The following is a 26,315-nucleotide window of genomic DNA, read 5'->3' on the forward strand; positions in this document are numbered from 1 at the left end:
CAGCCTAAATGGGCGCAGCTTTATGGGTTAGGTTTCCTTCTCAATATGCATCATGCGCTCGGCTTCTTCCCAAGGCACGGAAAATCCGGCTCCTTTGGCGCAAAAAATCGAAGCCGACGTATACATCGGGTCCGCATTTTTGTCATAGCAGCGGCGCGCAATAACCTCTTCTGCATTGTGGCAGACGTCATAACCGCCGAAGGTTAAGCGAAGTGATCCTTTGCCGTGCGTAAGAGCCGCAAATTCAGTCGGATAATCCAGGAAGGTCGCTACGGGAACGCGCCCTTCCAGCAGCACATAACCTTCCGTCGTGACCGGCGGCTCAAAAGTGCCGTGGGCCTGCTGGATGTCAGACAGCACCCGGCCCATCTCGTCCAGGCCGACGCGCAGCCTGAAATCATAATAAGGCTCCAACAGCACGTTGTCCGCCTTCTCGAGTCCTTGCCTTAGCGCCCGGTACACCGCTTCCCGGAAATCTCCGCCATGCGTGTGTTTATTATGCGCCCGTCCGGTCAGCAGCGTGATCCGCACATCCGTTAACGGCGAACCCGTCAGCAGACCGTGATGCTCGCGCTCATACAGATGATGCCGAATCAGATTCTGGGTGCCGACCGCCAGGTCTTCAACGTGGCAGGCATTCACAAAGGTGATGCCGCTGCCCCGCTCACCCGGCTCCAGCTTCAAATGTACCTCGGCATAGTGGCGAAGCGGCTCGAAATGGCCATAACCCCGCACCGTACTCGCGATTGTTTCTTTATATAAAATCTCCGGTTGACCGAAAGAGAGCGTCATGCCGAAACGTTCCTTGGCCAGCTGCTCAAGCACCTCGAGCTGAATCACGCCCATCACATGGATGTGAATCTCCTGAAGCTGCTCCTCCCACAGCACTTTGAGCGTCTGGTCTTCAGCCTCCAGCAGCCGGAAGGCCCGCAAAACGTCTTTGACGGCAAGCGCCTGATCGTAAAATACTTTGGCGGTCAAGGCAGGCACCATATCGTAGTTGCTTCGGTCCCGCAGGGCTCCCAGCCCCTGACCGGCAGCCGCTTCCGAAAGGCCGGTAACAGCGACCAATTGGCCTGCCGCTGCCTCGTCAACCGTCTTGGCTTTATGACCGGACACCAGGCGGATGTGCGTAATTTTCTCGATCACTGTTGAAGCTGGCGTTCTCTCCCCGTCACCGGTCCGTTCTTCCTCCACACGTTCTATGCCGAGGTCCAAGTTATAAGCGATTTCGTCACGTATGCGCAGACGGCCGCTCAACACTTTTAAATAAGTAACCCTTACCCCGTTCTCGTCGTGGCGGATTTTATACACCCGGCCGGCGAACGCCTCGGATTCCTGTGCGGCATGATCAGGCTTCAGCAGTTGATCAATTCCTTCCAGCATTTCCTGAACGCCTTCGTCCTGAAGGGCACTTCCGCTAAACAGCGGAAACAGCCGGCCGCTGTTCAGCAATTCCCCAATCGCATTCATCCAGTCGCCTGAAGAATAAGAGCCGCTCAAATAAGCTTCCAGATACCGTTCATCCCGTTCGGCCGCAAACTCCTCGAGCCGAGGGTCTGCCCCGCCGGAAAGAAGCCGAGAATCCGTACAGTCATAAACATCTGGCGTAAGCTGCCGGCGGATCTCCTCAAGCACGCGGGATTTGTCCGCGCCCGTACGGTCCATTTTATTGATGAATAGAAAAGTGGGCACGCCGTGCTTGCGCAGCAGCTGCCAGACGGTTTCCGTATGGCCCTGGACCCCTTCGACCGCGCTGAGAATCACGACGGCACCATCCAGCACCTGAATCGCCCGCTCCATCTCCGGGGAGAAATCGACGTGTCCCGGCGTATCGATCACCTGCAGCACGGACTGTTTGTACGGCAGGATCGCTTGATCGGCAAATACCGTTATGCCCCTGGCTTTTTCGATCTCGTGGTTGTCCAGATAAGCGTCGCGGTGATCGACCCGTCCGCGCTGTTTGATAGTCCCTGTATGAAAAAGAAGCTGCTCGGCCAATGTCGTCTTGCCCGCATCGACATGGGCGAACAGCCCGATCGTTTTGTACATAGGTTGTCCCGCTCCTTTGGTCATGCTATCGCCTACTTGCCGCATCTCTCATGATAGCAGATTTGGGGGCCGCGGGATAAGGGGGAAACAAAGTTTCCGGCTGCTAGATTTCCACAATCAGTTCAATTTCTACGGGCGTATCGAAGGGCAGCTCGTTGGCCGAAATTGCGGACCGGGCATGCCTGCCTTTGTCCCCGAATACCTCAACCAGCAAATCCGATGCCCCGTTGATGACGAACGGCTGCTCCACGAACCCGTCAGCCGAGTTGACGAAAGCCAGCATCTTGACGACCTGTTTGATCCGGTCTAGTTCGCCAAGATGTTCTTTGAGCGCCGACAGGATATTGATCATGACCTGTCGGGACGCATCGTAGCCCTGTTCTATCGTCAGGTCACGACCAAGCTTGCCTGTGTATTTGAGCACCCCGCCGACCCGGCAGTCGTTGCCCGACGTATAAACCAAATTGCCTGCCGTTTTGACCGGCACGTAAGTTGCAACGGGGGTTGGAACCTTCTCCAGGGTGATTCCTAGCTGATTGATTCTATCTTCAATCGTGGGCATGTTATCTTTCTCCTCTCCTATTCCCTTTCAACATTCATCAAAAAGTCGACTAAAATCCGGGCAGCCTGCGTTACTTCTTCCAGATCAACCCATTCGTCTTCCGTGTGCGCCTGGGCAATGCTGCCCGGACCAAATACAATTGAAGGAATGCCTGCCCGCGCCAGCTTGCTTGCATCGCTTCCGTAAGGGGCCCCCAGAATTCCGGCCCCTTTGCGCTGCATTTGTATCCTTTCAAGCAGCCGTTCGACGCATGGTGAATCGGCCGGAGTATCCAGGGCGTAATCCGTCAGAAACGGTTCCCTAACGTCGAGGCGCAGTCCGGGTATGCCGGCGGCGGCTTCGAGCAGCTTCGATTTGATGCCCCGGTAAGCTTCGAGCGGCTCCTCCCCCGGAACCGTCCGGCGGTCCAGCGTAAGGCGGCATAAATCCGGCACGGTATTGGGCGCCGCTCCGCCCCGAATCATGCTGATGCAGTGCGTCGGCGGGCCTGTCAGCGGGTGTGCCAGCGCCGGATAGGTTTCCCGTTCCAGCTTCTGCAGAACCTCAACAACCTGAAAGGCGCGTTCTATCGCGTTGTCCGCCAATCCCGGATTCGAGCTGTGCCCTGCCGTCCCCTGAACGTCGATGTGAAATCGCACGCAGCCTTTATGAGCGGCGATGATGTTCAGGCTTGTCGGTTCGCCGACAATCGCCAGTTCATACCGGGCAGCTTCGCCAGCGGCAAAGTCCGCCAATGCGGAAACACCTTTGTAGCCGATCTCTTCATCCACAACCGCTGCCAATGCAACGGACAGTGAAGGAACCAGCTCATTCGCAACCAGCGTTTCCATCGCTACCAGCATAGCGGCGAGCGAAGCTTTTGTATCACAGGCTCCGCGGCCGTAAAGTCTCCCGTCCCGGATTTCCCCTGCAAAAGGCGGGACCGTCATCCCCTGGATCTGAACGGTATCCATATGGGCTTCCAGCAGAATCCTTGACTTTCGGTCCCTGCCCTCCAGCAAACCAAACACATTAGACCTGTCTGCTTCCACAGGCTGGTCAACAGCCTGCAAACCCAGCCGGCTCAAGAAGCGTTTGACGTACGAAGCCACCTCCCGCTCCCCGACGCCGTCCTCAAAACCTGGGTTTATGCTTGGAATCCCCACCAGCTCCTGCAGCACCTCCGCGACTCTCTCGGGATGCGGCAATTTGGAGTAATCTTGGGTCATGAAATATTCGCCTCCCTGGTGTTGGTTGATCTATTTAATAATTGCAGCCTCTTGCATCAATGCTGATAACTTCGACCGCCTGTCCCTTGCGAACCCCTTGAATTTCGTTATACAAATTAGGAATGATACAGGAGTGATTGGGGATGATTTCAATTTGTTCCCCGATTTCGAGCCGTTCCGTCAGAGGATCAAATTTCAGGAAGCCATGTTCCTCGTTTAATCCGGTTATTTCAATGCCCGGACGTCCGACAACAATGCCGAATCCCGATCGTCCATGCGCCTTGTCGCTGGTCAGCGTTTTGGTGCCGGCGTCGATCGTGGCCAGCCCCGGCAGCGGCGTGCTGATGACCGTGGCCAGGACGCGCAGCGCGCAATCCTCCTCCGCAGCCAACCCCATGCCAATCCCGCTGGCGTCAAAAAATACATAGTTGCCGGCCCGAACCTCCGTTACTCCCTGCAAATGCTTGCAAAACAAAGCCGAGGGCGATGAGCCGCTGCTGACGATGTCTACCGGCACGCCGTAAGCCTTCATCAGGTCCACCGTCTTCCGAAGCAGCGCTGCTTCTTCCCGGACCGCATCGATAAACCCCTGGCTTGTCGTATGCTGGTAGATCGTACCGGCATAATTCATGACTCCCTCGACTTGGATCCCTTCCATGGCGTGAACCGACCTGGCGAAACCTGCGGCATCTTCACCCGGCTGACGCCCGCCGCGATGCAGGCCTCCGTCCACCTCGACCAGCACCCGCACCGGTTTGCCGCTTTCCCTGCCTACGCGGGACAAGCCCTCTGCTCCGATAAAGCTGTCCACGGTTGTAAGCAAATCCGACTGCCGGTGAAGTTCGGCGAATCGCCGCAGGTTGACTTCGCCGACCAGCGAATAGGCGATCAATATATTGGGGATTCCGGCATTGACGAACACCTCCGCTTCGGACAATTTGGCAGCCGTGATGCCGATGGCTCCAGCTACCAGCTGTTTGGCGGCGATCTGGACCGATTTGGAAGATTTGATATGCGGCCGGTGGCGGATACCGTGCTGCTTCAGTTTCTCCGCCATCGATTTAATATTGCGTTCGACGATATCCAGATCAATGATCGGCTGAGGCGTAATCCAGCCTTCGTACATTGCTTATCCCTCCTTAAGGCTAAAAGATCGTTGTGACATCCAGATTCCGGTAGGACGCCATTAGCCGGCCAGCGGCATCCGTCGAAAATAAAAAGGAGCGTTCCCGTTCCAGAACAAAGCGGTAACTTAAACCGTTGTCCAGATTCTGGACTTCGATTTCCGCCTCCCGGCCGTATTCCGAAACAAACGTGAACAAGTAACCTTGTTTATAACGCTGCAAAGACCCGAATACCCCGGACAAATCCCCGCCTTTGATCCAGCGCAGGTTGCCACCGCTCCCCGTTTGGGCAATAACCTGCGAATACAAGGCCGCTACGGGTTCGGTCCGTTCATTTAGCTCGACCGGCAGCGGGGACCAGATCAGCCGGCCCTTCCCAGCTTCGTAAGCATAGACCTTTTCCGTTTCGGCTTCCGTAGGGCCGGCCGAGTCCAGAACGCGTTCAGTCGAAACTTCGCCGATCCGCTTCTGGCCGAAGGACACTTTAAAGCGTTGTCCGTTCACGGCCAGGATCTCTTCGCGGACTACATTGGCCAGACGGCGCGGGCCGGTGAGCCGGCTCAGACGATCCGTTGATTTCCAGTACGAGTCTAATCCAAGAGGTCCCGTAAACAAAAGGGTCCCTCCGTTATTTTCGATGTGCTCTATTAATTGCTGCAGCGCTTCATCGCTGAAGTTGTGCGGGCTCGGTACGATAATCAGCTTGGGGGCCCAGTCGGAAAGCGATTCGAGCTGGTATTCCCCAAGCCCGCGGAACGGAACCTTCAGCTCGTAGGCCAGCACTCTTGCCGCCTTAGCCGTAGCTTCACAAGCGAAACGCCGGTTCGAAAAATCGTTGCTGTAAGGGAACACGACAGCAATCTCCTCCATGGACCGCTCTTCGAACAAACCGCCGGCCGCTTTCATGAAAGCGCCAAAATCATAAGATACGTCTGCTTCCGGCTTCTCCGTCCCGTCAGCCCGGAGAGCGCCGATGTTCGATTCATTTACGTTGTTCATGAAATAATTCGTGTTCCACAGCCACTGCACCGCTCCCGCCCCCCCGGTGCCAAAAGCATAAGCGTATTTCCGTTCCAAAATGCTGCGAAGTTCGGCTTCGCTTCGTTTGGCGCGGTTATCGGGCAGCTCCAGATACATAATGCCCGTTTCCTGTACCAGCAGGGGTTTGTCAGGCGCTTTGGCGAATACGCTGTCCCAGACGAGCTGATCGTTCAGCCACCAGGTATGCACGGTGGTATAATCCACTTCCCCGGCATAAAAGAACGGGGATGGCCGCGGGCCTCTGCCCAGCGCTTCGTCCTGTCCGACCGTAACGAGGTGATCCGGAACAATTTCGTCCAGGGCCTGCTTCAGCTCGCGGATCCAGCGGTTGTGCATATCCATGGTGAACAGCGTGTAATCGAGCCAGCGGTTGTTTTTGCGGGGCAGCCGCATATTTTCAATATCAAAGCTGATTTCTTCCGGCTCCGGCGCTTCGATCGATTCAAAATCGGGCAGCTCATCGGCGGTCATGTTCCAACTGTCCTGAAGCCGTCCGATCTCTCCGTGGCGCTGCTTCAGCCAATCCCGGAAAGCAGCCCGCTCATAGTTGTCGCCGCTGCTGCGCGGGCCGGCAAAAATGCGTTTCGGATCAAACATGGAGGGTTCATTGATGAAATCCCAGTTGACGTTGGTCGTGTCTTTGTGCCGCTGTACTATGGCCAGCAGAAATCTTTTTTGCGCCTCCAGGCTTCTGGGATCCAGATAAGGATTCTCCCCTTCCCACGCCTCCGGGGTGAAAGCAAAAAATGTAAAGGTCACTTCAAGCCCCCAGCGTTTGGCCGTCAGGATAAAAGCGTCAATCGCGCGCAGCACTTCCTCGGAAACGTGCCCGTCCGCGAACATTATCTGGCGCCACGCGGTCCACAGGCCGGTGCGCAGCCAATTGATGCCGGCCTTGCTCATCGCGGCCATGTCCTCGTTCCAGAGCCCAGGATTGGGCAGAAACAGGAATTTGCGCGAGACATCTGAGGTCATGTAGGTCATGCCGACAACCGGCAGAGGACTTCCATTTTTGATGAAATAATCCTTCCCCCGTCTCAGCGGCTCGCCTTCCCGCAGCAATTCGCCGTCCCAGCCCCAAAAACCCTGCCGCAAAATCCGGCGTTCGCCTTGGGCCGACACGCCTTTCGCCGTGAGGGAATACAAGCCGGGCTCCAGCTCCAGAGGAATCGTCAGCATTTCATAAGTCGCCCCAGGCCCGGCTTCCAGCCGGAGTTCGGCAGACCAGAGGGTTTCCGGCCGGTCCGCCCGCCTCAGCTCGATGGCAAAACGCCACGGAACCTTTGGCTGATGCGTCTTCCCTCCTGCCCGGCGTATCCGCTGCAGTTGAAGCCTCAAACCCGCGCGTTCGCCCGGCTGATAGGAGGCATAAGTGGGCTTGAGCCACATCTCCGTTACGCCTGCCGCGCAGAAATCGGCCCATTCGATCAGCGCAGCTGCTCCCTCCGCAGTCCAAAATGCTCTATCGAGCGTTTGGTTGATCAGCACCCATCTTCCGCCCGAAAAATCCCCGTTTGTATGCTCCATCAATACCGCAGGAGCTGCGACCTCCCGCCCTTCGGCGGAGATCCCTTTCAGCAGCGGATAAATCCGCGCATCCATCGGACCGTTCGAGCCGCTTTCCGCAGGAATGTCCCTATGCTTCGAAACATGCAGCACAAGCCCATAGGTCGGAGCTACCTTAAACAAGTTGTCTTGTCCGGTTAACAGCGGAATATCGCCGTTGCCCTCCAGCCGCTCGATGGGTGACGGATCTACCGGAAGGGCTTCGTGAATCAGGAGCTGCTGATGATAAGCCGTCATCCCGCCAAGCTCCTTCCAAGCCTTTCCCGATCCTTCAACCGGGATCTTGAAGGGAGCTCCCCCCGCCAGGACCAGCCCCCCTCCCCTGCGCAAAAAGGCAAGCAGCGGCTCCCACGCCTTTTTCGGAAAATAGGGGCCGTGCAAAAAAATCAGGCTTTCGGTTCGTTCATCAGCAAGCGCGCCGCTTAACCCGTCCGCATCAACTAACGTCATTTGCGCGGACAGAACCTGAATAATCTCCTCCGTAGGTCTTTCCCCCGCGTACGGAAAATGAGGATCATAAAAGATGAGATGTTTCATATTTCCTCCTAACGATGTTGGTTGCCGCAAGGACCGGATCCCTTGTTTGTTCCTTTCAGATCACCGGCATTTAGCCTTTCACGGCTCCCGCCACCATTCCTTTCATAATTTGTTCCTGAAAGATCAGGAAGACGATAATCGTCGGCAGAACAGACATGGCCATCGCGGACATGGTCAGCGCATAATCCGTTCCGAAGCCGTCGGAGAAGATGGATAAGCTGAGCGGGATCGTTTTGAGGGACTGCTTATTGATGAACACAAGCGCAAAAGCAAAGTCGTTCCAGTAGCGCAGAAAACCCAAAATCGCTACGGTGGACAAAGCCGGCAGTGTCAGCGGGAGCATCATCCTTAAGAAAATGCCCCAATAGCCTACCCCGTCTACAATCGCGGCCTCTTCGATCTCCTTGGGAATCGTGGACATATACGCCGCGATCACAAAGATGGCGACAGGAAGCTCGAAGCAGGCATAGGGCAAAATCAATGCCCAATAAGTGTTGAGGATCCCGACATTTTTCATCATGATAAACAACGGAACCAGCGTGCTGTGGATCGGGATAAGCATGCCGACCACGAACAGTCCCGTCAAAGGACCCCGAAGGCGAAAGGAGAATCGGGACAGCACGTAAGCGGTAAGAGCCCCCAAGAACAAAGTCAGGATAATGGCCGTAAAGGTTACGATGCTGGAATTGACCATGGCCCTGCCCATATCGGAAAGCTCCCAGGCGCGTTTGAAATTGCTGAACGCCCAGGCCTGGGGCAGAGCAAACGGATGCTCGTAGAATTCCTGGTTGGTTTTAAAGGCGCTGATGAATAACCAGTAAAGCGGGTAAAGGGTCACCAGGGCGTAACCCAGCATCAACAAATTTACGAGGTAGCCGATGCTTGTTACAAGCAAAGAGCTTCCCTCGTTTCCCTTGGGACGGAACAACCCGGGTTTCGGGTTGGATAACGCGGATTGCGGCAATGTTCCTCCTCCTTCCTATTCGGCTTTATTTCTGAACACAAGCTGGCTGATCGCAATCAAGCCGCCGCTGATAACCACAATCGCTGTAGAAACGGCGGAGCCATAGCCGTAGCGGTAAACGTTGAACGTATTGTTGTACATGTAAGTAGCCAGCAGCTCAGTCGATTGGGCCGGCCCTCCCCCGGTCATGATAAACACCTGGTCAAAGGCTTTAAGGCTGCCAGCTATACACATGACGATTACAACGTTAATCGTGCCGCGGATCATCGGCAAGGTCACGTAAAACAGTTTCTGAAAAGGACGGGTACCGTCTATTTTGCAGGCATCTTCGATTTCCGAAGGAATGTTCTGGATGGCCGCGATGAACATAATGAGATAAGGTCCGATAAAATTCCAGATGATCGGCACGGAAACCGCATACATATTCGCCGAACGGTCCGACAGCCAGGCGCGTTTCCAGGAGCCGAGTCCGATGTGTTCGAGCACCGTATTCACCAGGCCGAACTGCGGATGGTAGATATAACCCCAGATCAGGCCGACTACTACGGTGGACAATACCATCGGCATAAACACGGCGCTTCGGATAAAACGATGCAAAAGAGAGCTTTTGCGCAAAAGCAACGCAAGCACCAGGGCAATCGGCACCTGTCCCAGAATCGAGGCTGCAACGATGATCAGATTATTTTTCAGCGCTCGCCAAAAGATAGGGTCGCTTATGACTTCAGAAAAATTCTCCAGGCCGACGTATTTCAAAGGCCCGATGCCTTTCCATTCGAAAAAGCCGTAGTACATCGACCAGAACACCGGAACGATCACGAAGAAGGCATAAAGAAGAAGGGAGGGGAGAAGCGCCAGCGTGATAAAACGTTTGAAATGCATGGTGGATATCATGGGAATCCCCCTCAAGGTTAATGGTCTTTGGGTTTAGTCTATAACGTCTATCGTTTAGTTGCCTTGGGCTTCCTGCACCTTTTTAGCCACTGCTGCCGGATCGCCGCCGAGCATCAATTCCTGAAGACCGTTATTGAGCGCTTCCGTGCCGGCCGAAGACATGTAAGCATCGTATACCGGTGCAAAAGGGACGCTCGAAATCAACTCGTATGTTTTTGTAAACAGCGGAGTGGCTTTAGCGGTATCCATATCCACTTTGTAATTGACGAGGATGTTGCTTTCAGCGATCGCTTTTTGCGCATCGGGACCACTGATCGTGTATATCAAATCCAAGGCGGCATCCCGCGCGGCTCCCTCCACTTTTTTGTTCAGGGCAAAGCCTGTGCCGGTCGATGCCGTAACAGCGTTTGATTCCCCTTTTCCGTCTGGTACAGACGGGAATGTGGTGACCTCGACCTTGTTGAGGAAATCCTCAGAGGCTGTAGAAGCCAAGTCTGTCAATGTCCAGTTGCCGCCAAGGGTCATAGCTGCCTGTTCTTGCGAGAACAGCTGCTCGGCCTGAGCGTTGTCGATCGAATTCGCTCCGTCCTGGAAGGCGCCGGCATCCGCAAGCTGCTTGAAATAAGTCAAAGCCTGTACAAACTCAGGATCCGTGAAGGAGGCCCCCTCGCCTTTGACGGCATTCAAATACCAATCCGAACCGGTCACCCGGTCGCCCAACACGGACATCACCGTTGAATTGGCCACCCAGTTGGCTTTGTTCCCCATGACAATCGGGATTATGTTATTGTCTTTGAAGGCTTGCACGGCCGTCATAAGCTCATCCCAGGTTTCGGGAACCTTGACGTTGTACTTTTCGAATAAAGCGGAATTGTAGTAGAGAATCGTAGAAGGAGAAAGATTGATGGGAGCGCCATAAACTTTGCCGTCAAACGACAAAGCGTCAAAAGCGCCGGGAAGGAATTGGTCTGACCACTCCCCTTGATGAGCCGAGAGCAGATCGTCGATAGGCTGGATCAGATCGCCGTTGTAGAATTCGGCGATCATGCTGCCCGGGTTGGTCAGAAAGACGTCCGGAAGTTCGTTGGCCGCTGCCACGGTCTTCAGCCGCTGCTTATAACCGTCCGCTGGAATGGCTTGAACATCCAGCTTCACTTCAGGATGCGCGGATTGATATTGTTCAATCAACCCCCTCATCGTTTTGGCCCGCTGATCGTCGCCGGAGAAATTGTGCCAAATCGATAAACTTATTTGCCCGGAACCACCGGCTGCCGAATTTCCGGTTTCACTTCCAGCCTTATTGTTGCTTCCGCAAGCTGCCAGCACGACCACCATCATAATGGTCAAACCCATCAACAACATTTTTTTCATATCTAGACCTCCTTTTGAATGGTTGCTACATCTTTTATTTTACGGGGTGCCAAAAGGGCCTATAAGGGGCGGTTCCTCAGATGAAGGGGGGGCAAATTTCAACTGTTGTCCCTAAAACCTGACGGCGTGTGTCCTGTATGTTTCTTAAACAGCTTTTTGAAATGCTTCAAATCGCTGTAGCCCACTTGATGGGCCACATCGCTAATTTTTGCGGGCGTCTCCATCAGTATGGACATAGCCTTCTCCATCCGTGCCCGGGTGACGAATTCACTGAAATTTTGGCCGGTCTCCCGTTTAAACCTTTCACTCAAATAATTAGGGTGAATGTGGACCTGACGGGCGATTTCGTTCAGGGACAAACTGCCGTCCAAATGCTCGAGGATATACCTTACGGCCTTATGAACATAAGAGGTTTGTGGAGAAGACAAAGTGCCGTATATATCCATAAGCAGGATGAGGCGGTCGAACCAGACGTCCTCCGAAAAAGGTCTGGCCTGCATGTCGGATTCCTGTTCTTTGCCAAGGCCGGTCAAATCTCCGGATCTGCCCAGCGATTCCGCAACTCTTTCCAGCCAGCGGTAACCCGCAATAATCAGCGATTGCAGGAAGGTCTCCAAAGAAGCCGGCGTCAGCTCCGGATCTTTGCGGATGCCTGCTAGCAGCGATCCCGCCCATCGCCGGACTTCGTTTTGGTCTCCGCTTTTCAGACAGGCGATCAATTCATTTTCTTCCTGCTGCGTACAGAAAGCCCTGATGCCTTTCCGGTCTCCGATATGTTCATAGGCAATGTACCGTCTATCCCCCAATATCCAGTAAAAGTCCAAAGCCGTAAGCGCTTCGCTGCAAGATTTGTTAAGCCCTTCTATATGCCGGACCGGAAGCCCGGCCGATGCATATAATTTCAGTCCGAGACGGTGCTCGAGTTCGCCGAGCCTTGTCCCTAGCTCCTGGCCGCCGGGCGCGCAAGGGATCACCGCCATCCACTGCGGTGCGCCGCCCAGAAGGACATTGCCGAAGGTCTGCTCCAATTCGGAACGAATATCCGCATCGTTGATGGAGGAACCCCCGGAAACGGTAATCTGCATAACCCGAAGAGGCATTTGAAGCGCCAAAGCCTCATCCAAAGCCGGGTAACAACGGAGCAGGGATGCCTGTTCTTCGGCCGTTAAGCCCTGTTTGGTCAACAGGACTTTCTCCAGCAGCTGCTTGCCCCCGCCCTGGCTCTGTTTGTCCAGGATGACCCGTCTCATTCGTTTGGCTACGCCGAGAATTTCATCAGGCCGGCTTGTCTTCAGCAAATAGTCGCTGACTCCGTCACGCATAGCCTGCTGGGCGTATTGAAATTCATCGTAATCGGACAGGATGACCACCTGCATGTCCGGGTATGCGGCTTTTGTTTCTTTGGCCAGCTCGAGCCCGCTTTTCCCGTTCATCCGGATGTCCGTGAACAGAATATCCGGTTTCTCTTCGGGCATTCGCTGCAGCGCTTCTTCGGCCGATCCGGCCGGAACAAGCAGTTCAAATCCGGCTTGTTCCCAGTCGATCACCGTGCTGATTCCCTGGCGTATGATAAGTTCATCGTCTACAATGAGTACCTTCACTGTTGGTCCTCCTTCGTATCGGGGATGATGAAAGAAACCTTGGTTCCCCCGGATAAATCTTTGTCCAAGGCCAGTCCAAAGGGACTGCCGTAATGCAGTCTTAAGCGCTGATTGACGTTCCGCAAACCGTAGCTTCCCTGCTGAAGCACGATTTCGTGTTCTGGCCGGATATCGGATAACAACGCATTTAATTCAGAACGTTTGTCGTCGTTAATGCCTGCGCCATTATCGTAAACCGTGAACCTAATGTTTTGTTCCAGCTTCTCCACCTCTACCATGATCTTGCCTTTCTCCTCCTTCTTCAGCACGCCATGCAGAATGGCATTCTCAATGAGCGGCTGGAGCAGGAGCTTTAACATCAACCGGTCCATCAGCACCGGGTCCACCCGGATTTCGAAATCGAATTGCTCGGGGTAACGGATGGATTGAATGTTGACATAATATTGGGCATGTTCGATTTCCTGGCGTACGGTGCAAAATTCGCCGCCTCCATTCAGGCTGAACCGGAGGAATTCGCTTAATGAATTGACCATCTCGGCGATTTTGTATTCTTTGTTCATCAAGGCCAGCCAATTGACCGACGAAAGGGTATTGTAGAGGAAGTGGGGGTTGATCTGGGCCTGCAGCGCAAGCAAATCCGCTTCCTTCTTCAGCGCTTCATTTCGTTTGACCTGGTCCGTCAGCTTTTGAATGCGGTCACTGAACCGGTTATAGCTGATCATAAGCTGCCCCACCTCATCTATGGTGGGAACAGGCAAAAGAGGAAGCGGTTTCTCCAGATTGGCGGAGTTCAAATATTTAACGAGGGCCGACAGCGGATTGGTGACCCGCGCGATCAGCAGCACCAGAAATCCCGCGGACAAAATGACCGCGATAAACACGCCAATGCCGGTTAAATTGAGCACGTAACGGTTTTGGGCACTGTATTCTTTAAAGGGAATTACGCCGACCAGCGTCCAATCCATGGACGGGATTTTATAGTAAAGCACCGTGTTTTGCTGCCCGCCGCTGTTAAAGGAGCCTTCGTCTGCGGTTGTCGCCGGATAGTCAGCCAAAACGCCGGTGATCGGTTTGTATAAATTTTCAGATTCAGAGCTGGATATAATGTTCCTGTTCTTGTCGAGCAATAGAATCGTGCCATTGCCCTCCAGATTGGAATTTCTAAGCAGTTTGGCGATCACATCCTCGTCCAGACTGATGGTCATTTCCCCAATGGTCTGGTACGAGCTGATTTTGCGGATGGGTCTGACGAGGGAAATCACCCGTTTGGCGCCGGTAACAGTTAAGTCTTCATACAGCGAAGTCCAGAACTTGACTTGCTGCGAATCCTTTCCTTCTTCCGAAACCGGAAATCCACTCTTTAAAATGGTAGTCTGCGCTATGGACGGATTCGAATTAAAGGGGCGAAGTTCAATATTGGCGATGTACTCTTTGGTGTAGGCAAGATTCATTAAGAACCCGTAGATGGAGGACTGGACCAGCGTGCCTTTCTGCGGCCTGCCCATATATTCTTGAATGGATTCATCCCCGATCAGGAAAATGGACATGTTTTCCACGTCTTTTGTCATAAGCTCAAGCTGCGTCCTCAGCTGGCGGAGCGTGTTCATTCCGGCCTGCTTGGCTTTCTCTTCCGATATGTCCGTAGCGATAAGGTAAGTGAAGAATCCGAAACAGAGCAGCGGCAAAGTAGTTGCGATAATAACCATCAATGAAAGCTTGTGTTTTAAGGAGCGGGCGAAAAAACGTTTCATTCCAATCCCCCATTTGTTTAAAATAACGGCAAGTTTTTCAGATGTAACCTTTCATCACATTCGCTATATTTCGACAATTTATTTTGTTCATCATATCATTTTTTTGCTGGTTTACGAGATAAAAGCATGATTTTCTCTATGAATATTTAACATTGAATTAACATGTAAAGGTTCAATAGTTTACTACAGAATATGCTTTTGCACAGCACCACTTTAATATACAAAAATAATAACATAAAAAAATAGAATCAATTCCGCTAAAGCGGGTTATTGACTCTATTTTTAAATGATAGATTACTTTGCGCTAATGGGTGATCAAGGCTGTGCCGTCGGTCTCAAAATGATCTCGTTAACGCCCACCTCTTCCGGCTCATTGATAGCAAAAGCGATCGCTCTTGCTGTCGCCTCAGGGGACATGGCGAGTTGTCTGAACTGTCCCGTCATGGCCTGCACCTCCGGACTGGTGACGGTGTCCAGCAGCTCCGAGTCCGTAATTCCCGGCGAAATGATGGTGGAGCGGATCCGGGAGAAAGTCGATTCCTCCTGCCGCAGCCCTTCCGTAATGGCTCTTACCGCAAATTTGGTGGCACTGTATACCGATGAGGTCGGACTAACCTCATGTCCCGCTACCGAAGCTACATTGATGATGTGACCTGCCTGCCTTTCCTTCATCGCTGGAAGAACGGCGGCAATCCCGTACAGCACCCCTTTTATATTGACATCGATCATCCGCTCCCAATCTGATACCCGCAGCTCGCTAAGTCTCGAGACCGGCATAATTCCGGCATTGTTGACCAGCACATCAATCCGTCCATGCTGCTCAAGAGCAAACTCCGCCAGCTTCTCCATCTCTTTCCGGGAGGTTACGTCTGTTCTGCGAAAAACAGCTTCTCCTCCAGCCTGCTGAATTGCGGAGGTCAAGGTCTGCAGACGTTCTTCCCGCCTGGCCGCCAAAACCACTTTGCCCCCCTGCTGCGCCAGCTCTTTGGCCGTGGCTTCCCCGATCCCGCTGGATGCCCCTGTGATGACAATAACTTTTCCCTCAATTTGATTCCTCATTTGATTCATCCTTTCTGCTCTCCTTCGATTCATTCAACACGTGTTGATTATTTAACGTCCGTTGATTAGTATTATAGAGAAACGACAGCCGCTTACAATCGTTAATCTTTGCGGTTTTGTCCCGTATTGAACAGAAGCGGGAAAGCTGTTGAATAACTTAAACATACAAATCGGAAGTTTTTAGAAGGAGGCAGGCAGAACGAAGATGAACAACGGTAAAGTTAACAGCATCGGGAACGGCAGGGGCAGCGACACGGGCAGAAATACGGCCGCAGGCGTCAAAACGGATCTCCGCGTCATCAAAACGAAAACCGCCATTAACCGGGCTTTTTTGGAGTTGTTTGCTGAGAAAGGGCTTGAACAAATCACAATTAACGATATCGCCGCCAAGGCCAACGTAAACCGGGGAACCGTTTATTTGCATTACAGCGACAAATATGATCTGCTGGAGAAAAACACCCAGAACCATCTGGACCAGCTGATCGCCTTCTGCCGTCACGATCCGGCAACGGGCGGGCAAATATCGCAGATCAGCGAGCTGGAACCTGTATTTGTTTATCTGCAGCAGAACTATCTTTTTTTCTCCGCCATGCTCGCTAATCCGCGGATCTCTTTCTTCCGGGAACAATTGCTGCAGTTTGTTTTAGACAACATCAAAATGAAGCTGGATCACCAAAAAGGGCCATCCGGAATCGATCCCGAATTAAACGCCCAGTTCATGGCTGCTTCCTTCGTTGGCATTGTGGAATGGTGGATCAGACATCAAATGCCCCATCCTCCTGCTTATATGGCGGATCAGCTTTGGAGGCTGCTGGAGAAAAACGAAGTGGCTTTAGGCGACAGCCGGTAAGCATCGGCTGATCAAGAGGAAGCTGAAACGAAAGAAGCCGATCCGTTATTCACGGACCAGCTTCTTTCGTTTCATTTTTTACGGCAGGTATCCTCACGGCTGCTAAGAGCTTTGTCCGTCCGCCAAAACAACGGCATCGCCCCGGCGGATTTCGCCCGTTCGGATCACGGAAGCATAAACGCCAAAGTGCAGCCCAAAATCTTCGTTGAGCCTTCTGAGCAGAGACGGATCTTTCTGCTGGCTGCCGGGATCAATCGTGATAAACACACAGCGCTCACAGAAGCTGTCCACCTTAAGGCGGACTTCGCCGATCTCCAGCTCCCGCCCGATCCAGTCCCCTTCAAATATCGAATCATCGTTCAGGGCGATCACAAAATTCCCGCGGAAACGCCGCTGGTCCACCGGTTTGCCCCACAGAGCCTCCAGTTTGCGCAGACTCGCGTCCGTTACCAGCAGCAGGCTTGCCCCATCCACCGATAACAGCTGGGAATGCTGGGCTTCCGGATGCGGCTCCATCATGCGGGACATGGAGATCGGCTTCTTAACCAGTCCCTGGATTTCCTGAAGCAGCTCCTCATCCCAGCCCATCACCCGGCCGTCAGACGCCGTAACTTGAACAAGCCTTTCTTCATCGTGATAACGTGCCTGGTAAGTGAGCATGGCAGGCGTATTCCGGGCGGTCACATATTTCCACCAGTCCTGCTTGGATTCATCGCGGAAGGAGCAAACCCGGTCCCCGCGCATCCCGTAGGTCTCGATTGTACAGGTCTCCAGCGCTTCCCCGCTCATAGACTTCACCGGATAACGGTTGATTTCCCTGATCGTGCCTACCGTCTTGTTCACAAACAACACTCCCCTGCAACCTATATCAGAATCTGCTTTCAGTGCGGGTTTATTCTACGACTACCCGCCAGCTGAACGGATCTTCGATGCGCCCGTTTTGAATGCCGGTAATCGTATCGTAGACACGTGCAGACAGCTCGCCTGTTGAACCGTCACCAATCATGAGTTTCTCGCCTTTCCAGTGCAGCGAGCCAACCGGGGAAATAACCGCAGCCGTGCCGGTGCCGAACATCTCTTTCAGACTGCCGTCCTTCTGCGCTTGTACCAGCTCGTCGATCGAGATCAGACGTTCTTCGACTTCCACTCCCCAATGCTTGAGCAGGTGAATAACGGAATCCCGGGTAATCCCCGGCAGCAGTCCGCCTGTCAAAGCCGGAGTAATGACCTTGTCTCCAATCCGGAAAAAGACGTTCATGCTGCCGACTTCCTCGACGTATTTGCGATGCACGCCATCAAGCCAAAGCACTTGCGAATAACCGAGAGCTGAAGCGCCCTCCTGCGCTTTCAGACCTGCCGCATAGTTGCCGGCGGTTTTGACATGGCCGACTCCGCCCACTACCGAACGGGCATATTCGGATTCCACATAAATGGAAACCGGCTTGATGCCCTCAGCATAATAAGTGCCGACCGGCGACAGGATGATCATGAATTTATACTGCTGCGAAGGCGAAACGCCAAGCGCAGGTTCTGTGGCAATGACAAACGGTCTGACGTACAGAGAGGTCTCTGGTGCATCCGGAATCCAGTCCTGATCGATCAGAACCAACTGACGGAGGGCCTCAAGGCCCAGCGCTTCATCAACAGGAGGAATGCTCATGCGGTCGTTTGAGCGGTTCAAACGTTTCATGTTCATATCCGGACGGAACAAGCTGATTTTTCCATTTTCGGTTCTATAAGCCTTTAATCCTTCGAAGATCGTTTGGCCGTAGTGGAAAACTTTAGCCGCTGGATCCAGGGAAATCGGCTGGTAAGGCACGATTCGCGCATTGTGCCAGCCTTTGCCTTCCTCATAATCGAGAATGAACATATGGTCGGTAAAATATTTTCCGAATCCCAATTCGTTTGCTGCAGGTTTCGGTTTGGGAGTGGTAGTGCGTTCAATGTGGATCGTCTGTGTCATTGTCGTGTCACCCTTCGTGGATAGATTGTCCATTTATCGTAACCCATCTGAGCCTATTTGGAAATATCTATTCTGGCCCCGTACTTCAAGAAATTTAAAGATAAGTTGGATGAATAGCGTCTTCTCGCCTTTTACAGGCCGTAAATTAAAAATTTTTAACGGATCGGATCATTTTATGCAAAACTTCTGTTAGGCAGTCACCCTTCCCTCTCCCCTTTCATAAATAAAGGAGTAGAAGGAGGGAGGCACATGACCGACAGCAGCTTGCATCATCAGCGGGCCATATTTCTGGCAGCCGTCTGCTCACAGACCTATGCCCAATTTAATAATCCGGACGCAGCGGTTATTGTTCCTGCCCCCTACCGGATCTGCCATGTCATTAAAGCCAGGTCCCTTACGCATCACAAGGAACCCTTCGGGTTTATCCTCGAGGCGCCTGAAGAGCTGATTATCGCTTTCCGGGGAACGAGTTCCACCACCAACTGGATTGCCGATATGCTGGCCTCGCAGACCCGATTCAAATATGTACAGTCGGATTGCCGAACGCATCGAGGCTTCACCTCTATTTATGCTTCAGCCCGCAAAGCGCTTCTGAGCGCCGTAGCCAAACTTCCGGCCAACAAACCTTTGTTCATTACGGGGCACAGCCTGGGCGCCGCTCTGGCTACGCTGTGCGCACTGGATCTGGCAGCCAACACCGCTTTCAAATCGCCTTACCTGTACACATTTGGTTCTCCGCGTGTCGGCGACCCCGCTTTTGCCAAAACCTTCAGCAGATATGTACCCAACAGTTGGCGTTTCGCCAACCTTTATGACGTTGTCACTATGGCTCCGCCGCCCGTATACAAGCTGCCTAAACAGGAGAAAAAATATTACTACAGTCATGTCAGGACCCATTCTCCGCTAACCTTCGTCAACGGAGCTTTTGGTCCCAATCATGTGATCGGCAGCTATTATGGCGAGCTGTCCAAACTCGACTCCGAATTTGCCCGGCGATTAAACGACAGCTGTCCCGGATTCTGCCCTGCCCCTTTATAATTCAATTCCGGCCCTGCCCGGAAGGCTGCTCTCCGGTGCGGTTTAGCCCTAAATAAACTTGGGCCTATCCGCCCGGTTATCCTCTTGTTCCTGACGTTATAATCTTCACATTACAATCTTCACATTACAATCTTCTCATTACAATCTTTCAAGCGCTCCCTCCAGCTTGTACGGCTCCAAATCCAGATCCGGACTTTGCCCGAGTGCCAGTTTGGCTAACTGCAAACCTATGTAAGGACCCATGGTCAGTCCGGAAGCGCCTAATCCATTGGCCACATAGATGCCTTCCCAATCCGGAAGTTGTCCAATGACAGGTAGAAAGCCGGGCGTGAAGGGGCGAAAGCCGGCCCTGGCCTCCAGAAACTCCCCTTCGGCCAGCCCCGGAGCGTGCTCAAGCGCTTTGCCCAGCACCTCCTGCAGGCCTCCCGCTGTGATCCGGGTATCGAAGCCGTTGGGATGATTTTCATGCGTGGCGCCGATAACGATCCGCTGGTCGGGAAAAGCCAGAATATACTGGTCGCCGGGCGGCATGACCACCGGCCAGCCGCGTGTGTCCGCACCCTGCAAAGCCAAATGCACGATTTGAGCCTTCTGGTAGGTGACCTTGAATTTAACGCCAAGCGGTTCCAGCAACGGCCCTGCCCAAGCTCCGGCACAAACCAGCACGGCATCGGCTTCCAGTCTCCGGCCACCTATTACGATTCCGTTGGCCACATTCCCCTCAAAGCTTAACCCGGCTTCACCCTTCAGCAGTATGGCTCCATGCCTTTCCGCCGACCGGAGCAGAGCATCCCGCAGCGCCCGCCCGTCCACCCGGGCAGCTCCTCCCACATAAAGAGCGCTGTATTTTTTGTCCAGCGGAGGAAACTGCCGCCCAACCTCTTCCGGGGAAAACAGCAATAGTTCGCCCATTTCCGGAGCTTCGTCTTTCCTTTTCAAGGCAATCTGCCGAAGTTCCTCCAGCTTCGCGAGCTCTTCCTCTAGCCGCAAAGCGCCCACTTGGGCATAACCGGTGTTGGTTTCGCCTTCATTCCCCAGTTCCCTGATCAAGGAAGGATAAAATTTAGCCCCTTCCCTCGCCAGCTTATACCAAACTTTGTTGCGCCTTTTAGAAATCCACGGACAGATAATACCTGCCGCAGCGTCCGTCGCCTGGCCCGATTCCTGCCGGTCCACGATGGTTACATCGGCGCCGCTTCGCGCCAGCTGGTAGGCCGCTGATGCGCCTAGAATTCCGGCGCCGATAACGATATATTTTTGCATATCCAGGTTCCTTCTTTCCTTAATCACTTCGAAATACCTGATAACGGCTGCGGTATTCGCCCAGAGTCATCGCTGCTGCCCGTTTGAACAAGCGGGTAAAATAATTGGGGGTTCGAAGCCCGCACATCTCCCCTACCCGCACAAGCGGATGATCAGAATAGGCAAGCAGGCGTTGGCACGTTTAATCTGCAGATGATGCCTGTAAGTAATCGGGCTCATGCCGGTATGCTTCTTCAAACAGCGGGCAAATAATCGAAGTGATAATGCAGATCTTGTTCCATCTGCGCGAAATTAAACGGCTTTTCTATTCCTTCCGCTAAAAACAGGAAATCCCAACGCCCTTCAAAGTTGTAGAAATTGTACTATACAATGTAGAGATTGTCAGCTTTATCAGGAGGATGAATCAAGTATGGCCATGTTAAAAACAAGCCATCCGCTTCCGCGGATGGCTTTGGCTTTTGAAACAAACGATCTGTCTATTCCCGGGTTATGCTTCTCACCGGCACCCAGATCTCGCTCTTGAATTCCGGCGACGAAACATCCGGACTTTCATTCCACAATATTTCCGGACCTTCTGCCGACTCATAACCGGAGGACGGGAACCACTCGGCATAAATCCGCCCCCACACCTCCTGGAGCGCTTGCGGGAAAGCCCCTACCGCTGTGAAAACCGCCCAAGTACCGGCTTCTACCTCCAGACAGTCCAGATCCTGCGGACAAGCTTCCGTAGTCGCCGCTCCGATGAAATGGTCCAGTTCCCCCTGTTCTTCCATACGTCCCTCCGAGAAATTCACCGAGGCGCTGATCAGTCCGCAGGGTTCTCTATTGGACAAAGCTTTGAACCGTTTGATTTTGGTTTCATCCAGTTGAGCCCACATGGCCTCTATTTCCGGATTTACGCCCTCGAATTGAATCGGCACCCTCTTCTTTAAGCCGACAATCCGGAATGCTTCTTGTTCTACGATGCGGTAATTCATTTCCTGTCCTCCTTCGATCGTTAATTGAAATGTCATACGAGGAAAGGATTTTAGCGGGTGTTCTTTGGTTTTGTGTCTGGCCTCCGACGGCGTAACCCCATGGAAGAGCTGAAATGCTTTCGTAAAGGCATCCGGGGACTGATAGCCGTAAGTTAAAGCGATATCGATAATTTTGCCGGTTGTATGCTGCAAATCGAAAGCCGCCAAAGTCAATCTTCTGCGCCGGATATATTCCGATAAAGGAATTCCTGACAGAAAGGAAAACATCCGTTTGAAATGATATTCCGAGCATAAAGCAAGCCTGGCGACTTCTTTATAATCAATTTCCCCGCCCAGATTCTCTTCCACATAAGCCATCGCTTTGTTCATAGGCTCCAAAGTGTTCATCTGCCCTCTCCTTTCCTCACAAACAGCTTAACGGATCGGCCGGACGCGCATCCGACAATTGGTGCACCAAATTCGCGGAAACAAGCCGCTAAAGCGAATATAACATAAGCTGAGGATAACAAAAAAGCCCGCAAACCCGGCGCTATTCAAGCGATAGGTTTGCAGGCTGCCGGTTGGCTGACCAGTCTTGGAACTTAGGCAGTTCCCTTCTTACTCTTTCACTTCAGTAGCGCCGGTTACTTTGCCGTCAAGCACGGCTGTGCTTTGCAGGTCTGCGCTCTTGAAATACAGGTTGCCGTCGATGGTGGCTGTTTTGTCCAGCGTAAAGCCTTTAGCTTCTACATAAACGTCACCTTTCAGAGTGCCGCCCTGGATTTTGAAATTTTCACTTTGCACAGTCATTTTAGGAACAGTCAGCGTATAAGAAGCCGTAATGTTGTGATTCTCATCTTGGGAATACAAGGCAAGTTTGCGGTAGATCGCATTTTCGGCTTTGCCTTTGTCGTGGAATTCACCGGATACGGTTACCTCTTTATCGATCGTAAGATCATTCAGGATTGCTATAATCCAGTTGCCTTTGTCGCTTACCGCTGCGATAAACGGATCCGCCTGGTTGACGATTGAAGCCGTAGTAACGGCGTCCGTTTGCTCTGCTGCCGGGCTTGCGGACGTGTTTGCCGCTTTGTCATTATTGGAACCGCATCCCGCCAGTACCGCGGCTGCAATCCCCATCACCACCAAACCTTTGATTACTTTCATGATTCATGTCCCCCTTAGTGTTTGTTTCTGAGAGAATTATAAATAGAGCTGCCGCAATAAGTAAGTGATTAATTTCACAATAGCTGTAAAAAAAGGCTCACAAGCATTCCGCTCATGAGCCTTTGCTGCATTATTCCAAGGATAAAAGAACTTGCACGACCGTCCGCACCTTGCCGATTCAGTCAAGCCGCCTGGCTGCTCTTATTCAGCGTTCTATATACCTTCTGATACACCCACAAGGCATTTAACAGCAGCAGCCCACTGGTCATAAAAAAGACCGCCCGGAAGCCAAACCAGCCGGCTACCTGGCCGCCGAATACCGAACCGGTGAATGCGCCTAAATAGGTTGCCGCCTGATTGAAGCCGAAGACCCGTCCGGTCAGGGTATCCGGCGTGATTTTTTTGAGCAGCGTATTGACAGATGGGCTTAACCCGGCTGCGGCCAGTCCAAGCAGGAAACGCAAACCCGCCAGCTCCCACGGATTGCTGACGAAGGCTTGGGGAATGAAGATAATTCCCGCCACGATCAGGGATACGAAGATGATTTTATGTGCGCCGATCCGGTCAGACAGCTTCCCGAGCCGAGGAGCAGCTAGTATGTTCGCCAGACCTGACGCCGAGAAGGTAATCCCGGCAATCAAGGCGGCATGGCGAGCATTGCCCGACAGCTGAGTCACATATACGGTGAGGATCGGTTCAATCGAATACATCGCGATCGTCAATACGAGACCGGTGATAAACATCGTAATCGTCAAACCTTTTTGTGGTATGCTGCTCCAAACCTCTTTCATCCGCGGAGCGTGTTTATGCTGCCGGGTGAAGGTTTCCTTGACGAACAGCAGGGTCGTGATAAAGGCAACCAGCATTAATCCGCCTGTAACAAAAAAAGAATTTTGTAAACCAAAATGCTCAGCAATAAATCCGCCAAGAGTCGGCCCCAATAATGAACCGGAAATATTGGCGGTGGAAAGTGTGCCGAGCGCCCAGCCCGAATGCTCTTTATCCGTTTGAGTCGCAATCAGCGTGGTACAGGCCGTGCTGTATCCCGTAATGATCCCCTGCAGCAGGCGCAGTCCGATCAGTTCATAGACATTATGCGCAAATCCCATGCTGCCAATGACGATGGCCATTCCCAAGCTCGCGCGCAGCAGCATCGGTTTACGTCCGAATTTATCGGCGGCAATCCCCCAGATCGGAGAGAAAATAGCCGATACGATAAAGGTGATGCCAAATGCTATCCCCGTAAATTGGGTAATCGAGCCCGAATCCTGCACGCCCAGCTGTTTAATATAGAGCGGCAAAATGGGAGCGATCTGGCTCATCCCTATGCCGGTGACAAACATGCCGAACCAGCACACAAACAAATTTCTTTTCCAAATAGGCATAACAAAGCCTTCCTTCTGCTAGATGCGTTGTTCGCGGCCGTTTGACCACACTGTACAATTATGTCCTCATTCTAGCAGCAAGAAAGGCCTTAAACCATGCAAAATCTTAAACTCCATGGACATTTTTGCTGTAAAATTCCGAAGGGCTGAGTCCCTCGCTTTTCTTGAACAGCCTGCTGAAATAAAATTCATCCTGAAATCCAAGCGCGCCCGCCACCTCTTTAATTTTGGGATTGCCTTCAATCAGCATCTCTTTCGCTTTATCCATCTTGAGCTTGTTGAAGAACTCGATTACGGAATAGCCGGTCAGCTCTTTAAACGTTCGGGACAGATAAGCAGGCGACAGCTGTACCAGCTCGGACAGCTCAGCAAGCATAATTTTGCCGCTTAAATGCTCATGCATATAGGTGATGATTTTCTCCACTTTTAGGGACGACGAGTAATTCAGCAGGTTCTGCCGATCTTGTTTTAATCCCTGATAAATGGTGATGAACAGCTGCTGAAGCAGCGTCCTGGATGTGAACTCATAACCGGGAAGCTTGCCGTACCAGCTTTCGCACAGCTTTCTAAATGCATCTTCCAGAAGATAGAAGTCCTTGGGCTGCCGGGCCGGCTGAAGGGGAAGAGCCTGTCTCTCCTCTGCTAGCCCCCAGCCTTCTTCACCAAGGTTTACCCGGGTATAACTGAAATGAACCGTCATCAGCCGGACAGGATGGTCGGAGTCGATTTCCAGGGTATAAGCTATATTCGGGGCAATATACAGCAGCATCCCGTCCTGGAGCTTATACTCCTTCTTGTCGATGTTAAAAATACCTTGAGCTTCGCTCAGCAGCACCAGCTCGTGATGGTGGAGCGTCCGGCTGAGCTTGATCGGCATGCTTTGGCCGTCCTGCGATTGCTTGGAATTGCAATAATGAATGTGAAAGAACAAATTGTTGATATTCATGGATTTGTTATCCTTTACCCTATATGCTTTATCCTTTATAACTGCAGCTCGCCCTGCTTCATTATCATTTGGTCATCGAGATATACATCCGGACGACCGGTGACGCAATCCAGATGCACACCGGCATTGATGACGCCGCCAAACGTATGATTGCTGCCGAAAGCCACATGAATCGTGCCGTATACCTTCTCATCCTCCAGCACGACACCCGTGATCCGGGCTTTATTGTTGGTGCCAATTCCAAATTCGGCAAGCTGCCGCCCGTCTCCGTCCCCCAGCAGCTTCAGCAGCCTGGAGCCCTCCTCGCCGCCTTCAGCCTTCACCAAACGGCCTTGCTCCAGCGTCAGCAGCAGCGGCTGAGACAGCTTTCCGATACCGGCAACGGAACCGTCAATCCGGATTTGTCCGCTTGCCGTACCTTCTACCGGCGCTATATAAGCTTCGCCGGAAGGCAGGTTGCCGGACTGCCCGGGCTCCAAATATAACCCGGTGCTCGGGATTCCGCTGCGCCCTTCAATGGAAAATTCCAGCACATGCCCGTCCTTCTCGATCCGAACCTGGCGGCTTGGCGTCAGCAGCTCTGTTACCTGCTCGGTCAAGGCTTTGACCTGCAAATAATCGGCGGCAATAGCCCCTTCCAGAAACATGTCTTCGGTAATGCCGGGCATCGTGGCCAGCCGGGCTCCGGCCGCCGCGGCGTCCTTGCGGGCCTCAGTGTGGGTAAGCGAATGTTGGGTTGCACAAACCACCACGTTTGCGGCAGACATAGCCGCCGCTACCGGAGCAGGCGGTTCTTCGCCGGATTTCGTCCGCTCTTTCATGACCATCAGGACCGCTTCCGCTTCCAGCTGCTGCCCGGCCTGGCAGAGCGCAGCTGCCAAGTCCTTCCGCGTATCGTCCGTTACGACCAGGAAATGTTCTCCGGATTTAAGGCCCAGGCAATTGACCAGCAGCCTGCGGCTGATTTCAATAAGTTTTTCGTTCATGCAGCAGCAACTCCCTTTTTCATGTTAATGGCAG

The 26,315-nt window shown here is 52.8% G+C and carries 21 protein-coding genes; 2 read left to right on the forward strand and 19 right to left on the reverse strand.

Features of this window, described 5'->3' with window-relative positions:
* Positions 1 to 27: 27 nt before the first annotated feature.
* The 11 genes from AWM70_RS08880 to AWM70_RS08930 form a co-directional block, all read right to left on the reverse strand.
* Positions 28 to 2,076, reverse strand: a complete 2,049-nt coding sequence (locus AWM70_RS08880) for a GTP-binding protein (protein ID WP_418303204.1) — start codon at positions 2,074 to 2,076, stop codon at positions 28 to 30.
* A 79-nt stretch (positions 2,077 to 2,155) separates the two neighbouring features.
* Positions 2,156 to 2,614 carry a RidA family protein gene (locus AWM70_RS08885; RefSeq protein WP_068695605.1) on the reverse strand — a complete coding sequence of 153 codons (459 nt, stop codon included), beginning with the start codon at positions 2,612 to 2,614 and terminating at the stop codon, positions 2,156 to 2,158.
* 17 nt (positions 2,615 to 2,631) lie between these two features.
* Positions 2,632 to 3,822 carry a M20 family metallopeptidase gene (locus tag AWM70_RS08890; RefSeq protein ID WP_068695607.1) on the reverse strand — a complete coding sequence of 397 codons (1,191 nt, stop codon included), beginning with the start codon at positions 3,820 to 3,822 and terminating at the stop codon, positions 2,632 to 2,634.
* 34 nt (positions 3,823 to 3,856) lie between these two features.
* Positions 3,857 to 4,948, reverse strand: coding sequence for an alanine racemase (locus AWM70_RS08895; protein ID WP_068695609.1), 1,092 nt, complete (start codon positions 4,946 to 4,948; stop codon positions 3,857 to 3,859).
* Positions 4,949 to 4,967: 19 nt separating this feature from the next.
* Positions 4,968 to 8,090, reverse strand: a complete 3,123-nt coding sequence (locus tag AWM70_RS08900; protein ID WP_068695611.1) for an alpha-amylase family protein — start codon at positions 8,088 to 8,090, stop codon at positions 4,968 to 4,970.
* A 70-nt stretch (positions 8,091 to 8,160) separates the two neighbouring features.
* Entirely contained in the window at positions 8,161 to 8,946 is a 786-nt protein-coding gene (locus AWM70_RS08905; RefSeq protein ID WP_083180543.1) for a carbohydrate ABC transporter permease, read from the reverse strand.
* Between the two features lie 123 nt (positions 8,947 to 9,069).
* Complete coding sequence (locus tag AWM70_RS08910; protein WP_068695613.1) at positions 9,070 to 9,945, reverse strand: carbohydrate ABC transporter permease; 876 nt, start codon at positions 9,943 to 9,945, stop codon at positions 9,070 to 9,072.
* A gap of 54 nt (positions 9,946 to 9,999) precedes the next feature.
* Positions 10,000 to 11,316 (reverse strand): extracellular solute-binding protein, encoded by a 1,317-nt coding sequence (locus AWM70_RS08915; protein WP_068695615.1) that lies wholly within the window; start codon positions 11,314 to 11,316, stop codon positions 10,000 to 10,002.
* Between the two features lie 98 nt (positions 11,317 to 11,414).
* Positions 11,415 to 12,917 (reverse strand): helix-turn-helix domain-containing protein, encoded by a 1,503-nt coding sequence (locus AWM70_RS08920; protein WP_068695617.1) that lies wholly within the window; start codon positions 12,915 to 12,917, stop codon positions 11,415 to 11,417.
* Positions 12,914 to 14,668, reverse strand: coding sequence for a sensor histidine kinase (locus AWM70_RS08925; RefSeq protein WP_068695619.1), 1,755 nt, complete (start codon positions 14,666 to 14,668; stop codon positions 12,914 to 12,916). The genes AWM70_RS08920 and AWM70_RS08925 overlap by 4 nt, the downstream gene beginning before the upstream one ends.
* A gap of 315 nt (positions 14,669 to 14,983) precedes the next feature.
* The gene (locus AWM70_RS08930; protein ID WP_418303205.1) at positions 14,984 to 15,736 is read right to left on the reverse strand and encodes an SDR family oxidoreductase; all 753 of its coding nucleotides are present in this window, start codon (positions 15,734 to 15,736) and stop codon (positions 14,984 to 14,986) included.
* A gap of 196 nt (positions 15,737 to 15,932) precedes the next feature.
* Between AWM70_RS08930 and AWM70_RS08935 the strand changes: the two genes are divergently transcribed.
* Positions 15,933 to 16,577, forward strand: coding sequence for a TetR/AcrR family transcriptional regulator (locus AWM70_RS08935; protein WP_083180201.1), 645 nt, complete (start codon positions 15,933 to 15,935; stop codon positions 16,575 to 16,577).
* Between the two features lie 102 nt (positions 16,578 to 16,679).
* On the opposite strand, the gene AWM70_RS08940 is transcribed toward AWM70_RS08935, so the two are convergent.
* The gene (locus tag AWM70_RS08940; protein ID WP_099093077.1) at positions 16,680 to 17,420 is read right to left on the reverse strand and encodes an MOSC domain-containing protein; all 741 of its coding nucleotides are present in this window, start codon (positions 17,418 to 17,420) and stop codon (positions 16,680 to 16,682) included.
* Between the two features lie 49 nt (positions 17,421 to 17,469).
* Positions 17,470 to 18,540 carry a branched-chain amino acid aminotransferase gene (locus AWM70_RS08945; protein ID WP_068695621.1) on the reverse strand — a complete coding sequence of 357 codons (1,071 nt, stop codon included), beginning with the start codon at positions 18,538 to 18,540 and terminating at the stop codon, positions 17,470 to 17,472.
* Positions 18,541 to 18,789: 249 nt separating this feature from the next.
* Here AWM70_RS08945 and AWM70_RS08950 point away from each other — a divergent pair, with 249 nt between their 5' ends.
* Positions 18,790 to 19,578: a lipase family protein gene (locus tag AWM70_RS08950; protein ID WP_068695623.1), complete on the forward strand. Its 789-nt coding sequence runs from the start codon at positions 18,790 to 18,792 to the stop codon at positions 19,576 to 19,578.
* Positions 19,579 to 19,716: 138 nt separating this feature from the next.
* Here AWM70_RS08950 and AWM70_RS08955 read toward each other — a convergent pair whose 3' ends face one another.
* From AWM70_RS08955 to AWM70_RS08980, 6 genes are all read right to left on the reverse strand, one after another.
* Positions 19,717 to 20,841: an NAD(P)/FAD-dependent oxidoreductase gene (locus tag AWM70_RS08955; RefSeq protein WP_068695624.1), complete on the reverse strand. Its 1,125-nt coding sequence runs from the start codon at positions 20,839 to 20,841 to the stop codon at positions 19,717 to 19,719.
* A 476-nt stretch (positions 20,842 to 21,317) separates the two neighbouring features.
* Positions 21,318 to 22,205 (reverse strand): AraC family transcriptional regulator, encoded by an 888-nt coding sequence (locus tag AWM70_RS08960; RefSeq protein ID WP_068695626.1) that lies wholly within the window; start codon positions 22,203 to 22,205, stop codon positions 21,318 to 21,320.
* Between the two features lie 210 nt (positions 22,206 to 22,415).
* Complete coding sequence (locus AWM70_RS08965; RefSeq protein WP_068695628.1) at positions 22,416 to 22,964, reverse strand: polymer-forming cytoskeletal protein; 549 nt, start codon at positions 22,962 to 22,964, stop codon at positions 22,416 to 22,418.
* 182 nt (positions 22,965 to 23,146) lie between these two features.
* Entirely contained in the window at positions 23,147 to 24,349 is a 1,203-nt protein-coding gene (locus AWM70_RS08970; RefSeq protein WP_068695630.1) for a multidrug efflux MFS transporter, read from the reverse strand.
* Between the two features lie 106 nt (positions 24,350 to 24,455).
* Positions 24,456 to 25,295, reverse strand: coding sequence for a helix-turn-helix domain-containing protein (locus tag AWM70_RS08975; RefSeq protein WP_068695632.1), 840 nt, complete (start codon positions 25,293 to 25,295; stop codon positions 24,456 to 24,458).
* Positions 25,296 to 25,330: 35 nt separating this feature from the next.
* Positions 25,331 to 26,281 carry an aminopeptidase gene (locus tag AWM70_RS08980; RefSeq protein ID WP_068695634.1) on the reverse strand — a complete coding sequence of 317 codons (951 nt, stop codon included), beginning with the start codon at positions 26,279 to 26,281 and terminating at the stop codon, positions 25,331 to 25,333.
* Positions 26,282 to 26,315: the final 34 nt, after the last annotated feature.

Source organism: Paenibacillus yonginensis, assembly GCF_001685395.1.
In the GTDB taxonomy this organism is placed as follows: domain Bacteria; phylum Bacillota; class Bacilli; order Paenibacillales; family Paenibacillaceae; genus Fontibacillus; species Fontibacillus yonginensis.

Coding starts and splice junctions, on each gene's coding strand:
- AWM70_RS08880 (WP_418303204.1), bottom strand. CDS start 2,076: ATGACCAAAGGAGCGGGACAACCTATGTACAAAACGATCGGGCTGTTC.
- AWM70_RS08885 (WP_068695605.1), bottom strand. CDS start 2,614: ATGCCCACGATTGAAGATAGAATCAATCAGCTAGGAATCACCCTGGAG.
- AWM70_RS08890 (WP_068695607.1), bottom strand. CDS start 3,822: ATGACCCAAGATTACTCCAAATTGCCGCATCCCGAGAGAGTCGCGGAG.
- AWM70_RS08895 (WP_068695609.1), bottom strand. CDS start 4,948: ATGTACGAAGGCTGGATTACGCCTCAGCCGATCATTGATCTGGATATC.
- AWM70_RS08900 (WP_068695611.1), bottom strand. CDS start 8,090: ATGAAACATCTCATCTTTTATGATCCTCATTTTCCGTACGCGGGGGAA.
- AWM70_RS08905 (WP_083180543.1), bottom strand. CDS start 8,946: ATGCTGGGTTACGCCCTGGTGACCCTTTACCCGCTTTACTGGTTATTC.
- AWM70_RS08910 (WP_068695613.1), bottom strand. CDS start 9,945: ATGATATCCACCATGCATTTCAAACGTTTTATCACGCTGGCGCTTCTC.
- AWM70_RS08915 (WP_068695615.1), bottom strand. CDS start 11,316: ATGAAAAAAATGTTGTTGATGGGTTTGACCATTATGATGGTGGTCGTG.
- AWM70_RS08925 (WP_068695619.1), bottom strand. CDS start 14,668: ATGAAACGTTTTTTCGCCCGCTCCTTAAAACACAAGCTTTCATTGATG.
- AWM70_RS08930 (WP_418303205.1), bottom strand. CDS start 15,736: ATGAATCAAATGAGGAATCAAATTGAGGGAAAAGTTATTGTCATCACA.
- AWM70_RS08935 (WP_083180201.1), top strand. CDS start 15,933: ATGAACAACGGTAAAGTTAACAGCATCGGGAACGGCAGGGGCAGCGAC.
- AWM70_RS08945 (WP_068695621.1), bottom strand. CDS start 18,540: ATGACACAGACGATCCACATTGAACGCACTACCACTCCCAAACCGAAA.
- AWM70_RS08950 (WP_068695623.1), top strand. CDS start 18,790: ATGACCGACAGCAGCTTGCATCATCAGCGGGCCATATTTCTGGCAGCC.
- AWM70_RS08955 (WP_068695624.1), bottom strand. CDS start 20,841: ATGCAAAAATATATCGTTATCGGCGCCGGAATTCTAGGCGCATCAGCG.
- AWM70_RS08960 (WP_068695626.1), bottom strand. CDS start 22,205: ATGAACACTTTGGAGCCTATGAACAAAGCGATGGCTTATGTGGAAGAG.
- AWM70_RS08965 (WP_068695628.1), bottom strand. CDS start 22,964: ATGAAAGTAATCAAAGGTTTGGTGGTGATGGGGATTGCAGCCGCGGTA.
- AWM70_RS08970 (WP_068695630.1), bottom strand. CDS start 24,349: ATGCCTATTTGGAAAAGAAATTTGTTTGTGTGCTGGTTCGGCATGTTT.
- AWM70_RS08975 (WP_068695632.1), bottom strand. CDS start 25,295: ATGAATATCAACAATTTGTTCTTTCACATTCATTATTGCAATTCCAAG.
- AWM70_RS08980 (WP_068695634.1), bottom strand. CDS start 26,281: ATGAACGAAAAACTTATTGAAATCAGCCGCAGGCTGCTGGTCAATTGC.